The sequence below is a fragment of the Radiobacillus sp. PE A8.2 genome (assembly GCF_045635475.1).
GTDB lineage: Bacteria > Bacillota > Bacilli > Bacillales > Amphibacillaceae > JBJGXI01.
Map to the genome: position 1 here is coordinate 66,176 of NZ_JBJGXI010000024.1, position 12,584 is coordinate 78,759.

General features: G+C 37.4%; 14 protein-coding genes and 1 riboswitch. Of the genes, 11 read left to right on the forward strand and 3 right to left on the reverse strand.

Annotated features, from left to right (window positions below; genetic code table 11):
• Nucleotides 1-39: 39 nt before the first annotated feature.
• Entirely contained in the window at nucleotides 40-1,101 is a 1,062-nt protein-coding gene (locus ACI6MV_RS13850; RefSeq protein WP_407270902.1) for an NAD(P)/FAD-dependent oxidoreductase, read from the reverse strand.
• Between the two features lie 173 nt (nucleotides 1,102-1,274).
• Here ACI6MV_RS13850 and ACI6MV_RS13855 point away from each other — a divergent pair, with 173 nt between their 5' ends.
• From ACI6MV_RS13855 to ACI6MV_RS13885, 7 genes are all read left to right on the forward strand, one after another.
• A complete protein-coding gene (locus tag ACI6MV_RS13855; RefSeq protein WP_407270903.1) occupies nucleotides 1,275-2,147 on the forward strand; it encodes an AraC family transcriptional regulator in 873 nt (290 codons plus the stop codon).
• Between the two features lie 140 nt (nucleotides 2,148-2,287).
• Nucleotides 2,288-3,781: an alpha-glucosidase/alpha-galactosidase gene (gene melA, locus ACI6MV_RS13860; protein ID WP_407270904.1), complete on the forward strand. Its 1,494-nt coding sequence runs from the start codon at nucleotides 2,288-2,290 to the stop codon at nucleotides 3,779-3,781.
• Nucleotides 3,782-3,821: 40 nt separating this feature from the next.
• Nucleotides 3,822-3,956, forward strand: coding sequence for a hypothetical protein (locus ACI6MV_RS13865; protein ID WP_407270905.1), 135 nt, complete (start codon nucleotides 3,822-3,824; stop codon nucleotides 3,954-3,956).
• 76 nt (nucleotides 3,957-4,032) lie between these two features.
• A complete protein-coding gene (locus ACI6MV_RS13870; protein WP_407270918.1) occupies nucleotides 4,033-4,311 on the forward strand; it encodes a hypothetical protein in 279 nt (92 codons plus the stop codon).
• 196 nt (nucleotides 4,312-4,507) lie between these two features.
• Nucleotides 4,508-4,591: riboswitch (cyclic di-GMP riboswitch) on the forward strand.
• 18 nt (nucleotides 4,592-4,609) lie between these two features.
• Entirely contained in the window at nucleotides 4,610-4,744 is a 135-nt protein-coding gene (locus ACI6MV_RS13875) for a hypothetical protein (protein ID WP_407270906.1), read from the forward strand.
• Nucleotides 4,745-4,848: 104 nt separating this feature from the next.
• A complete protein-coding gene (locus ACI6MV_RS13880; protein ID WP_407270907.1) occupies nucleotides 4,849-5,256 on the forward strand; it encodes a VanZ family protein in 408 nt (135 codons plus the stop codon).
• Nucleotides 5,257-5,426: 170 nt separating this feature from the next.
• Nucleotides 5,427-5,591 (forward strand): hypothetical protein, encoded by a 165-nt coding sequence (locus tag ACI6MV_RS13885; RefSeq protein WP_407270908.1) that lies wholly within the window; start codon nucleotides 5,427-5,429, stop codon nucleotides 5,589-5,591.
• Nucleotides 5,592-5,744: 153 nt separating this feature from the next.
• Here ACI6MV_RS13885 and ACI6MV_RS13890 read toward each other — a convergent pair whose 3' ends face one another.
• A complete protein-coding gene (locus ACI6MV_RS13890; protein ID WP_407270909.1) occupies nucleotides 5,745-7,094 on the reverse strand; it encodes a dihydrolipoyl dehydrogenase family protein in 1,350 nt (449 codons plus the stop codon).
• A gap of 95 nt (nucleotides 7,095-7,189) precedes the next feature.
• Nucleotides 7,190-7,321, reverse strand: coding sequence for a hypothetical protein (locus ACI6MV_RS13895; RefSeq protein WP_407270910.1), 132 nt, complete (start codon nucleotides 7,319-7,321; stop codon nucleotides 7,190-7,192).
• A gap of 286 nt (nucleotides 7,322-7,607) precedes the next feature.
• On the opposite strand from ACI6MV_RS13895, the gene rfbB reads away from it, so the two are divergent.
• The 4 genes from rfbB to ACI6MV_RS13915 all read left to right on the forward strand — a co-directional run bounded on the left by rfbB (nucleotide 7,608) and on the right by ACI6MV_RS13915 (nucleotide 12,520).
• Nucleotides 7,608-8,591, forward strand: a complete 984-nt coding sequence (gene rfbB / locus ACI6MV_RS13900; RefSeq protein WP_407270911.1) for a dTDP-glucose 4,6-dehydratase — start codon at nucleotides 7,608-7,610, stop codon at nucleotides 8,589-8,591.
• Between the two features lie 518 nt (nucleotides 8,592-9,109).
• On the forward strand, nucleotides 9,110-10,777 hold the full coding sequence (locus tag ACI6MV_RS13905; RefSeq protein ID WP_407270912.1) for a glycoside hydrolase family 13 protein: 1,668 nt from the start codon (nucleotides 9,110-9,112) through the stop codon (nucleotides 10,775-10,777).
• A 147-nt stretch (nucleotides 10,778-10,924) separates the two neighbouring features.
• Complete coding sequence (locus tag ACI6MV_RS13910; RefSeq protein ID WP_407270913.1) at nucleotides 10,925-11,551, forward strand: DUF3889 domain-containing protein; 627 nt, start codon at nucleotides 10,925-10,927, stop codon at nucleotides 11,549-11,551.
• A gap of 213 nt (nucleotides 11,552-11,764) precedes the next feature.
• A complete protein-coding gene (locus ACI6MV_RS13915; RefSeq protein ID WP_407270914.1) occupies nucleotides 11,765-12,520 on the forward strand; it encodes a sugar phosphate isomerase/epimerase family protein in 756 nt (251 codons plus the stop codon).
• Nucleotides 12,521-12,584 lie beyond the last annotated feature (64 nt).

The window sequence follows — 12,584 nt, forward strand, 5'->3', positions numbered from 1 at the left end:
AAAGGAAGATTTCGTATTAAACCGAAATCTCCCCTAATCTTAATGTCGCGTATTCAACCACAGCACACCTGATTTAGCTAACCTCGGCAACAATCCTGTTACAGGCTGTGTAAACATATTGCCAAACCCATCAGATTTACCGAGGGAACCGAGCTGTCCCTTCAGTTTAATTGCTTTAGGTTTTTCTGGTTCATTACCCTGTAATACAGAAGCTAAGACCTCACCAATCTGTTCTCCCTGTTTGCCTGCTAATTGCGCACTAGGCGAATAGCTCGAAGAAGCACAATCACCGACAACGTAAACGGCGGTATGTGTAGGTACTTGGTAGTAGTCATTCAGAATAACTTTACCTTGTAAATCCTTCTCAAAAGGTAATGATTGAATTAAATGATTAGGTCGAACACCAGCTGTCCATATTGTGACATCGAAATCGATACATTCACTATTATTACAAACGTGGTCTTTTTCAACATATTCTACATTCGAATGATGTAAAACTTCAACATCATTTCGTCTAAACCAGTCTTCTACGTGCTGCTGAATTTTTGAATCAAATGGACTTAATACAGATGCACCACGATCAAGTAAGCTAATGTTCAAATCAGGCCGACTTTCTCTTATTTCGGAAGCAACTTCAATCCCACTTAGACCTCCGCCAACAATGGCAACTTTACCATTTGCTTTTAACTCGCCAATGGCTAATCCAGCACGCCTAGCTCGGGCAATCGTTTGTACACTATGGGTGAATTCCTCTGCACCTTTTACACCATGATAATTATCTTCGCAACCAAGGCCTATAACAAGATAATCATACGGAAAAGGTGCATCATCATGTTGAAGTTCAATGTGTTGTTTTTCTGTATCTATATGAAGAATTTCATCATAGACGTAATCAACTTGATTATGCGTCGGAAAATCTTGTCTGACTGCTCTTTCCGAGGTTGTTCCTGCTGCTATTGCATAAAACTCTGTTTTTAAAGAATGGTACGGATTTCGGTCAACCACAGTGATGCGCACATCATTTGGAAGATTACTATCTAAAAGGGTGTGCAGTATTTTCTTTCCACCATAACCGCCACCTAAAATGACTAAATTTTTCATACCCAATCTCCTAACCTCATACAATTTAAACGATTTATAACCACATATGAGTGTATCATATTCAGGGTATGAAAAGGTAGTTACCTTCTGGGATTATTAATCATTTTTTTCTGTATTAAGGTAAGGGTATGATGTACAATTTAAGAAATAACGTTTATGTAAGGGGGGAAGATATGGGTGACAAAGGCTTGCAAACGGCATTGGTTGATGATCGTCATCCGAGAGTAGTTGCTTACTATTTTAAAGAATGGCATGGTTTCCAAATGGGTTTTCATTCACATGATGCTATCGAAATTATGTATGTGATCTCAGGGCAGTGTATAGTGGAAGTGGAGGACACTGTATTTCACATGAGAAAAGGTCAGTATATTTTCATTGATAGTGAAGTTCCACATCGATTATTTGTCGACAATACACAATCATGCAGAATGCTAAATCTGGAGTTTGTGCTAACACAAACGAGCAGAACTTTTCCATCCATTAAACATCTAGCCACTGAGAATGAGAGTATTAAGGAATTTTTCAAACATAACCAATTATTCATTTTATTAAAAGATGTAAATGGAGTTTACAATACGTTGAAAAGTTTAGTGATGGAATTAGATGATTCCAATGCTGACAACTATTTAATGATTCATATCCTCTTATCACAATTATTCTTACAGATCGCAAGAAACGCAAAAGATGCAAAAAGTAAAACACCTCAACAAACGGATCTAAATGTAAAAAAAATTGTGAACCACCTTCACCAAAACTATGACTATGATATTAAAATGAAAGACCTCGCCACACTTACGCATCTGCATCCAAGTTACTTACATAAGATTTTTAAGGAAGCCATGAATTGTTCGGTAGTAGAATATTTAACTAAAGTTAGAATGGAAAAAGCTAAAATGCTCTTGAGTCAAACCGATATTTCAGTTACAAGCGTGTCAGACTATATTGGCTTGAATAGTAGTCAGTACTTTAGTAAAGTTTTTAAAAAATATACTGGTGTCAGTCCTATTGAATATAGAAAAAAAGCAATCGATCATATCCGTACTTAATATTACTTTCCCAACTATGTAAATACTTTCATCACAAAGCGAGGATTTTACACAAGAATGTAGTGTATAGACGATGATTTTTAAAGCGTTTACATTATAGTGGTGATAAGCTAGTGATAACTTATACGAGGAGGTTATTTATGGGATTCAAGGTTACATTTATCGGTGCAGGTAGCATTGGTTTTACGAGGGGACTATTACGCGATCTTTTATCTGTACCAGAGTTCAACAACATGGAAGTTGCGTTTACAGACATTAATCAAAAAAACTTAGATATGGTGACACAGCTTTGTCAGCGCGATATTAAGGAGAACGGATTGAATATTACGATTCAGTCATCTACAAATCGCAGAGTTGCATTACAAGATGCAAAGTATATCTTCAATGTCGTTCGTATCGGTGGATTGGCAGCATTTGAACAAGATATTGAAGTGCCGTTAAAGTATGGTGTTGACCAATGTGTTGGTGATACATTGAGCGCTGGTGGAATTATGTATGGACAACGTGGGATTGCAGCTATGTTAGAAATTTGCAAGGATATAAGAGAAGTAGCTGGATCAGATTGTTTGTTATTGAACTATGCCAATCCGATGGCAATGCTCACCTGGGCTTGTAACAAATATGGTGGAGTTAACACGATTGGACTTTGTCATGGCGTGCCAAACGGACATAGACAGATTGCTGAGGTGTTAGGTAAACCAAAAGAAGAAATTGATATTATATGTGCTGGAATTAACCATCAAACATGGTACGTAAAGATCGGTCATAACGGTAATGATCTTACCGGCGAATTGCTAGAGGCTTTTGAAAACCATCCAGAGTATAGCAAAACTGAAAAAGTAAGGATTGATATGCTACGACGATTTGGGTATTACAGTACAGAATCTAATGGTCATTTAAGTGAGTATGTACCATGGTACCGAAAACGTCCACAAGAGGTTAACGAGTGGATTGATCTTGGGTCCTGGATTAACGGAGAAACGGGCGGTTACTTGCGAGTGTGTACAGAAGGTAGAAATTGGTTTGAGACTGATTTTCCGAACTGGTTAAAGGAGCCAGCCTATGAATATAGTCAAGAGAACCGTGGGGAAGAGCACGGATCGTATATTATAGAAGGTTTAGAAACTGGTAGAGTATATCGTGGTCATTTTAATATGATCAATCAAGGGGTAATTACTAATTTACCAGATGATGCCGTTATTGAGGCACCTGGTTATGTGGATAGAAATGGAATTAGCATGCCACACGTAGGAGATTTGCCGATGGGTTGTGCAGCGGTTTGCAACGTCAGCATTTCGGTACAACGCCTAGCAGTTGAAGCTGCTGTCCATGGGGATGATCAATTGCTTCGCCAAGCGATGATGATGGATCCACTTGTTGGTGCTGTCTGTAATCCAAAAGAAATTTGGCAAATGGTTGATGAGTTAATAGTCGCTGAGTCTGAGTGGTTACCACAGTATGTTGAAGCAATTGCTGAAGCAAAGCATCGGTTAAACAATAGTGTCTTACTTCCGACGAAGGATTATAAAGGTGCTGCAAGAATTAAAGTGAAATCGGTCGAAGAAATGGCACAAAATAGAAGAGAAGCCAATCGAAATGCTGCAGAAGCGGATAAGGCAAAACAGAAGATTTGATAATAGTGATGTTTTTTGTATAGGAAGAGGGGGTTTACTAATGAACACAATAAAGAAAACTTCTGTGCGCATGCAACCGATAAAATTAGCTCAAGTGAAATTGGATGGCCAATTTTGGAGCCCGTGGCAGAAGCTTGTATGTGACTCTATTATTTCAAATCACGCTTGCGTTTGAGATGCCAAAAGAAAAGATGCGCGCTCATCCAGAAGTATGAGAAAATGCTGGTAAAGTAGCATAACAACGAGGACCAATTGTGTATTGTTTAGAACAAGTGGATAATGGATCAAATTTACAAGATATAACTATTTCTAGCAATACGGAGTTGGAAGTAGTGCATGAATCAGAGTTATTAAACGGCGTAACTTCAATAACAGGCAGGGCATATAGAACAGATCGTTCGCAAGTGCAAAATAAACTATATGTTACCGAAAGTTATGACAAAGTAAATGATCAAATAAAAGCGATTCCTTACTATGCTTGGAGCAACCGTGGTGAAGGTGAAATGATCGTTTGGATACGGGAACAATAAACGGATATTTATTGAAGTTAAAAACGAAAATTGTGCATTAGATAGGATCAAAAATTTTCTTGCTTCTAATTTATCGCTTTTTACTTAAGGTTAACTTTAGACTACTGTAACACATGCTTTTACTCCAAAAGGGTACTTTTGCACCATGGCATTTAATTATTATAATGCTAGTATATTACATATACACCTACGATTCGACGATAAACGGCAAAATCATTGAAAAATGATGACGCAAAACTAAAGGAGCTAAGGGGATAACCTATGCTAGCCAGTTACCGAACGGATAGGAGGGTCTTCCATGTGGTTGTTGTTAACAGCTTTTGTTTGGATGCTTGGCATGATATTCTTTATCAGTCTTGCAAAGGTATCCGGTCATTCAGAACGCATTAGTCAAATGCATATTGCAAAAATTCAAGAAAAACAAATTAGTTAAAGGCGCCTTTTTAAGGTGCCTTTTTTAGTTGTTTTTGGACCTTAAATGTATGAAAATAATAATCACTGTTCAAACTGATGAAAAACATGGAGCAGGGGATCGCTATGAAATATATTTTTCTAATTACTTGGATTGTAATTATATTTATATCTACATGTACACATAGTACAAAAGAACTTTTACAAGATGGTAATGTGTATTTTACATTTATCCCTTCTCCAAACTTCTTAGCGTTTATCTCTTTCACACCAAATCATGTAAATCTACCCGAGTTTTTCGGCCATACAATTATGTTCTTTCTTTTAACGTATCTTTTTATAAAAGTGAACAAAGATTTGTTGGCTTCTGTATTTACAGCGATTGCAATTGGTATTTCAACGGAAATGTTGCAGCCGTTTTTTAGTAGAACTGCGGATGTGGTTGATTTGGCAGCGGACATGTTGGGTATTAGTATATTTATTATTTTGTATTTAATTAATGGTAGGTTCAGCATGATTACCAACGAAAATTAGTAACACGATTAGCTGTACCAAGCATTGTTGAAAATCAGAATTTAATAGCAAACAAAATTATCGGAAAATTGAAACATTAGCGCTGATTCCCGCGTATAACATTACAAGGGGTGATTATATGATCGCAATATTTATTGGAATTGTAGTTCTTTTTGTGATTATTGCTGTTGTTGGGAATTCGTCCAAACGCTCAAGCCGCAGTCGTGGAGGCGCGTCGGGTTTTTATCCATTTTTTTGATGGGGACAATGATGATTCCTCGACTAATGAAGGTGGATTTTTTGACAGTGGTGGTTTTGATGGTGGCGGAGACGGCGGAGGAGGTGGAGGGGATTGAATTTCATGAATCTTCATAACACTTAAGTGTCGATTACACATTATCCTTCCTTTTTACATTTCTTTTCTTCTATACTTATGGCCACTAGTAAACAACAACTATAATGTGAAAAATAACAGGAAGATAAACAACCTGTTATTTTTACGATTACACTTATAAAAAATGAACAATATCCGACGCAGTTGTTGGATAAGCAAACAGCATCTTCTTTAAATCTGATGTCGTTAAATTAAATTGAATTGCTGTTGCGAAGTGGTTAATCAATTCATCTGCTTGATTGCTTAGTAGATGTGCACCAATTATTTGATCTGTTTTTTTATGAATTAGCACTTTGGCAAAAGAAACGGGTTGATTTGTCCGACTGTAAGTGAACCACTCTGTCGTGTCGATTGAATTAACGGTATAGGATAGCCCCTTCTTTGTTGCTTCTTCCTCTGTAACACCGACGGATGTGAGTTTTGGCAATGTAAACATTGCTGTAGGTATCACTTGGTCTTTCAGTGAGCGGTTGTTACCTTTCAAAATATTCGAGGCTGCTATATGAGATTCTGCACCCGCTACAGGTGTCAATGGCTTTCTTCCTGTTGATGAAACGTCTCCTGCTGCATATATGGCAGGATTGCTTGTACTTTGAAGATATTCATTAACACTAACCCCATATTTGTCTGTAATGATATTAGCATTTTCTAACCCTAAATCAGCAATATTTGGCGTTCTTCCAGCACCATGAACAACCATGTCTGCTTCAAATTCCTCTTGCTGATCTGCTTGTTTTCCAACTGCAACATAACCATTATCAGTCTTCTTGATTGCTTGTACTTCGGTTTCGAGATGGATAGTAATGCCTAGATTCTTTGAATAGTCGGTTAAATAGTTAACTAATTCTTCATCGAAATTTTTTAAAGGACGTTTGCTTCGGTGCAAGATTTGTACGTTTGCACCTGCCCTTGCTGCTAGGTGTGCAAATTCAAATGAGATATAGCCACCACCAACAAATAGTATATTGTCTGGTAACTGCTCCAATTCGAGAAAATCATCACTATACGTAAAATGTTGATTGCCTTCAATTGACAATGGTGTTGGACTAGCTCCCGTAGCAATTAAGATTTTATCTCCACTTAGTTTTGAATCATCCACTTGAATTGTATGATGATCAACGAAAGTCGCATGTCCATGATATGTATCGATTCCACTATCATTAAGGCTCTTCTCTATACTTTCAGGAACAGCATCGGTAAATTTCTTCTTGAAAGCCATTAAATCCTGCCAGTCAATCGAGATATCTCCGTTCAATCCATTCGCTTTTAAACGTTCGACACCACTCGCGTACTCTGACACTCCAATAAGTACTTTTTTCGGGTCGCATCCTCTAAGTGCACACGTTCCTCCAAAAGGACGTTCATCAATCATTGCCACTTTTAAGCCTTCTTTTACAGCTTTTGTTGCGGTTGTTGACCCAGCACTTCCACTACCAATCACGATTAAATCATAATTCTTATCCATATTACTTCACTCCCTGTCTATCTCGTTCCCTTACTATAGGGGAGGATAAACGTTGGTAAGTGTAAACTATGTAGAGTACAAAAAAACACCCCTTCTCAGGGGTGTTGTAAGTATATATTTCTTCTTTCTTCATTTATCTGATCAGCTCTTTTGGCTACTACCATCATACTCATAACAAACAAACCTGTAATACCACTAAGTAAAGCACCTACAACTAGTAAAATCATAAGCCTATACCTCCTATTCGTTTCGGTAATGGTTTGTAAACTTAGTATACATCAACGTGAAAGCGATTACAAACTATATTTTATTATCTTTTTACATATTAGTCACAGTTATTATTAATTGGACACAATTGCATGCTAATATAAGTAATTATAAGATAGGTCTGCAACTACCCTAGTTGGTGATTATTCGCAACCGTGTAAGTTTAACGTATTTTAAAGGAATTATCGATCATGTTAACGAAGCTTATATTAATAATTTAAAAGACAATAGTAAAGGGGATACAGCATGAAGCGAAAGCGTGTCTTAATAACAGGTGGAGCGGGTTTTATTGGCGGTAACTTTGTGAGCTACTTAATAAATAAGTATCCACAATACGATATATACAATCTTGACTTACTAACATATGCAGGAGAATTAGCAAAGCATGAGAAAATTGAAATGAAAGATAACTATCATTTCATCCATGCTGATATTAAAGATAGACAAACAATCTTCTCTATATTCGAAAGAAACAGATTTGATTATGTTATTCACTTTGCAGCAGAAACACATGTTGATCGCTCTATTAAGGATCCAGAAATTTTTGTGCTGACAAATGTATTAGGCACTCAAATTCTCCTTGATGCATCAAAAGCTTATGATGTTAAAAAATTCATCTATATGTCAACAGATGAAGTGTATGGAGATCTTGAACTTGATTCAACAGTATTGTTCACAGAGGACAGTTTGATCCAACCGAATAGTCCCTATAGTGCAAGTAAGGCGTCAGCAGATTTACTCGTTCGTGCTTACTATCAAACATACGGGTTACCAATTAATATTATCCGTTGTTCTAACAACTACGGACCTTATCAAATGCCTGACAAGTTAATTCCTTTAACAATTTCGCGGTTACTACAAAATCAAAAAGTTCCGATCTATGGTGATGGTAAAAATATACGGGATTGGTTACATGTACAGGACCATTGTGATGCTATTGATGTAGTGGTTCATAAAGGGGTAAGAGGAGAAGTGTACAATGTGGGAAGTTACAATGAACGGACTAATTTAGAAGTTGTCAGAACAATTGTAGAGGCACTCGATAAATCAGGCGATTTAATTGAGTTTGTCACCGACCGTTTGGGCCATGATAAGCGTTATGCTATTGAAGCTATTAAGATAGAACAGCTAGGGTGGCAGCCATTATATGATTTTGAAACGGGGATAAGGGAGACAGTTGCATGGTACGTGGCAAATCGGGAGTGGTGGGAAGGGTTAATGGGTGGCTAATATTTCTAGTTAGCGTAACCACTTCATTGGCACAGCTTGGAAAGTTTGCAAATGAAATCGAAAGCACTTAAATATATGTAAAAAAATATTTCAAAGTTTGAGAGGATCAGTTAAACGAAGGCACTAACTGCGTAGCATGGTAATTTTATAGTTTAGAGGTAGAAAGAACTATCACTTGGTTCGCCATTCATGTTAGGAGATGCTATGCACATCGTGGTTAATCCATACTAGATAGACTTTTCGATCAATTTTGTTATAGCTAAGTAGCAAGGAGGATATACAATCTTCCTTGCTGCTTTTTAATTAAGAAAGAAACACGCAAAGATTAAATGTGACATCCAGTATAAATAAAAATAGGTTTGTCCTAACGGAGGAACCACATAACTATAATAAAAGTCCAACTTAAGTGATGGATATAAATCTTGGTATCCGCGTAATTAGTAAAAGATAAAGAGAAAATGTTATTTAGATTAGTTCTTAATACATAGAATAGATGTGAACGACGAGGAGGAAAAATCATGAGCAAGATGTGGTGGAAGGAAGCTGTCGCTTATCAAGTTTATCCACGCAGTTTTATGGATTCAAATGGGGACGGCATTGGCGACATTCAAGGTGTCATCTCAAAGCTTGATTATTTACAGGAACTAGGTATAGATGTCATATGGATGTCACCTATTTATAGCTCGCCAAATGATGACAATGGCTATGATATTAGTGATTATAAAGGGATTATGGCCGAATTTGGGACGATGGCTGATTTTGATCAATTACTTAAGGATATACATCGTCGGGGGATGAAATTAATCATGGATCTTGTTATCAATCATACTTCTGATGAGCATCCATGGTTTATCGAATCGCGTACTTCTAAGGAAAATGCCTATCGTGATTATTACATGTGGCATCCCGGAAAGGACGGGAAAGAACCTAATAACTGGGAATCGATTTTTGGTGGTTCCGCGTGGGAATATGATGCACGAACAGATGAATATTATATGCACGTTTTTTCTAAAAAACAACCAGATTTAAATTGGGAAAATTCCGCCGTACGTAAAGAGCTGTATAGCATGGTTAATTGGTGGTTAGATAAAGGAATTGATGGCTTTCGTGTTGATGCTATCTCACACATTAAAAAACTTCCTGGCTTACCGGACTTACCAAATCCCGACAAACGGAAGTACGTTCCTTCATTAGATGGTCACATGAACCAAGATGGAATTCAAGCCTTTCTTGGGGAATTAAAGGAAGAAACGTTTGCCAAGTACGATATTATGACGGTCGGGGAAGCAAATGGTGTTAGTGTTGACCAAGCGGATGAATGGGTTGGTGAACAAAATGGGAAATTTAATATGATCTTTCAGTTCGAACACCTTGACCTGTGGGGGAAAAGTACTTCTGGTGGTTTAGATATTCATGGATTAAAACAAACATTATCCAAGTGGCAGCTTGGGTTGGATGGACTAGGCTGGAACGCCTTGTTTATGGAAAACCATGATCAGCCTCGCTCTGTTTCTACGTGGGGAAATGATAAAGAGTTAAGGATTGAATCGGCAAAATGCTTAGCGACATTGTACTTCTTAATGCAAGGAACGCCGTTTATTTATCAAGGGCAGGAAATAGGTATGACCAACGTCCAGTTTGAGTCGATAGAGGACTATAATGATGTAGCTATTAAAAACTTGTATCATAATGAATTAGAAGAAGGAAAACAGCACGAAGAGATTATGGAGATCATATGGAAAAACGGCCGAGATAATTCAAGAACCCCGATGCAGTGGAATGGGGACGCGCAGGCTGGTTTTACTACGGGAACACCTTGGTTGAAGGTAAATCCAAATTTCACAAACATCAATGTAGCGAAATCTATTCAAGAGGACAACTCAATCTATCATTATTATAAGCGGTTAATCGAGCTTCGTAAGGCAAATGATGTACTTATTTATGGAAGCTACGAGCTAATTCTTGAGGACCATGATCAGATTTACTCTTACATTCGTAAACTAGACGATAAACTCGTGTTAGTTGTGACAAACCTATTTGCCGAAGCAGCTACATTCACTTTGCCGGAAAATTTAACCGGAAGAAAAGCGGAGTTACTTATTGCCAACTATGAGGTTGATGAAGACAACTTAATAGAGACAACGTTGCGTCCATATGAAGCTCGTGTATATAAACTTATCAAGTAATGAACGTTTCTCTTTATTAGCTGATCCGACTGAGAAGAGAGCCTAAAGCAGTAGGAACCCAAAAAAATTCTAGTCACTTGTCACAGGTCAACCTCTAATTTGCATAGTTTACAAAGAACAACTTGTATTCTATGAGGAGGACTAAATATGTACAACCAATATCCTTATCAACCCAATCATTATTACGGTTCCTATATACCTTCCCCTGGTTATTATGGTGAAAATCCGAACACGCGGCATCAACCGATTAAAGGGCAGGCAACCTGGACAGAAGGCGGACCAGTAACACAATGTGGAATTCCTTGGTCGAATAACACGTACATGACTGCTGCTGTTGGAGTGAATTCACCATATCCTTGTGGTCAATCATTGAAAATCAGAAGTATTGCTTTGCCGCAGAGAGAAATTATTGTGACTGTAGTAGATAAAGTAGCAGGATATCCGCCAAACAAAATTAATCTTCACCGAAAGGCATTCGAGGCATTAGGTGCAGATCCTGCTGTAGGGGTCATTAATGTTGAAATTTTTCCTTCCCCACAGTTAGAACAGGAAAAATGGGGGAAATATCTACTAGAATTAACACAGACTGCTTATCCGAATTATGAAATAACAAATTATAATCTTGTCTCAAAAGAACAATTAAGTTCTACCCAAACGAAAGAAACTTACGATTTTATTTTAAAAAACACAGAAGAATCAATAAAAATTCGAGGTGCTGTCATCTATAATTCGCGTACAGATCGGGTAATTTCTTTTGACATAAAGGAGTTATAATTATCTGGTGACTAATAAATAGAACTATTTTAATGACATGAAACTTATGATAAAGTGTAGAAAACAAGAAGGTGCTTGGAAATTAAAGTATCTTCTTTTTCTATTTATTACAATTAGTCAATTTCATAATACTGATTTATAGCTGTTCATATACAAAAAGTTGTATAAGGTATTCATGGGATTGAGTCAGCTATAAAGAGAGGTTGAGTTTCTATGTATAAACTAGGACTATGTTCGGTAACATTTAGAAAACTAACCGTAGATCAAATCATTCGTCTAGCATCTGAAGCGAATCTAGAAGGTATCGAATGGGGAAGTGATGTTCATGTCCCAGTTGATGCATTGGAACATGCTAAACAAGTAGCTAAGTTAACAAAGATAGCTAATCTGGAAATTGTATCTTATGGTTCTTATTATCGTGTAGGGGAAGAAAATGAAAGTAACTTTGAAGAAATACTACAGACAGCGGTTAATTTGGAGGCCCCTGCTATTCGTGTATGGGCGGGAGCCCGAGGTTCGGCGGATGCTACAAGAGATTATCGAGAGCAAGTTATCTCTGATGCTAGAAAAATTGGTTCAATGGCCGAAAAGCAAGGGGTATCGATCCATTTTGAATATCATGGTGACACCTTGACCGATACAATGGAAAGTGCAAAACTTTTAATGCAGTCGGTTGATCATTCGAATGTATACATATATTGGCAGCCATCGATAAACACCTCAGCAAAGGAGAGACTAGCTAGTATTCGCGCCATTCAACCGTGGCTTTCCAATATCCACGTTTTTCATTGGTCAGGTACAGAACGACTTCCACTGGAAGAAGGGAAGGTTGAGTGGGCTAGTTACCTAAGCGAAATAAGTAAATCATCCATCAATAGATATCTATTGATGGAGTTTGTTAAAGAAGATAGTGCAGGCCAGTTTTTGAAAGATGCTAAAGTATTGAAGAATGTAATGGAGACTACTTAAAAGCTACAGCTGTTTTGTAAGCCTTAGTAGCACTGACCCCAATAGCATGTTTTGGAATCAGTGC

Excerpts from the sequence above, each read along its gene's own strand:
- ACI6MV_RS13850 (WP_407270902.1), bottom strand. The coding sequence starts at position 1,101 with ATGAAAAATTTAGTCATTTTAGGTGGCGGTTATGGTGGAAAGAAAATA.
- ACI6MV_RS13855 (WP_407270903.1), top strand. The coding sequence starts at position 1,275 with ATGGGTGACAAAGGCTTGCAAACGGCATTGGTTGATGATCGTCATCCG.
- melA (WP_407270904.1), top strand. The coding sequence starts at position 2,288 with ATGGGATTCAAGGTTACATTTATCGGTGCAGGTAGCATTGGTTTTACG.
- ACI6MV_RS13865 (WP_407270905.1), top strand. The coding sequence starts at position 3,822 with ATGAACACAATAAAGAAAACTTCTGTGCGCATGCAACCGATAAAATTA.
- ACI6MV_RS13875 (WP_407270906.1), top strand. The coding sequence starts at position 4,610 with ATGTGGTTGTTGTTAACAGCTTTTGTTTGGATGCTTGGCATGATATTC.
- ACI6MV_RS13880 (WP_407270907.1), top strand. The coding sequence starts at position 4,849 with ATGAAATATATTTTTCTAATTACTTGGATTGTAATTATATTTATATCT.
- ACI6MV_RS13890 (WP_407270909.1), bottom strand. The coding sequence starts at position 7,094 with ATGGATAAGAATTATGATTTAATCGTGATTGGTAGTGGAAGTGCTGGG.
- ACI6MV_RS13895 (WP_407270910.1), bottom strand. The coding sequence starts at position 7,321 with ATGATTTTACTAGTTGTAGGTGCTTTACTTAGTGGTATTACAGGTTTG.
- rfbB (WP_407270911.1), top strand. The coding sequence starts at position 7,608 with ATGAAGCGAAAGCGTGTCTTAATAACAGGTGGAGCGGGTTTTATTGGC.
- ACI6MV_RS13905 (WP_407270912.1), top strand. The coding sequence starts at position 9,110 with ATGAGCAAGATGTGGTGGAAGGAAGCTGTCGCTTATCAAGTTTATCCA.
- ACI6MV_RS13910 (WP_407270913.1), top strand. The coding sequence starts at position 10,925 with ATGTACAACCAATATCCTTATCAACCCAATCATTATTACGGTTCCTAT.
- ACI6MV_RS13915 (WP_407270914.1), top strand. The coding sequence starts at position 11,765 with ATGTATAAACTAGGACTATGTTCGGTAACATTTAGAAAACTAACCGTA.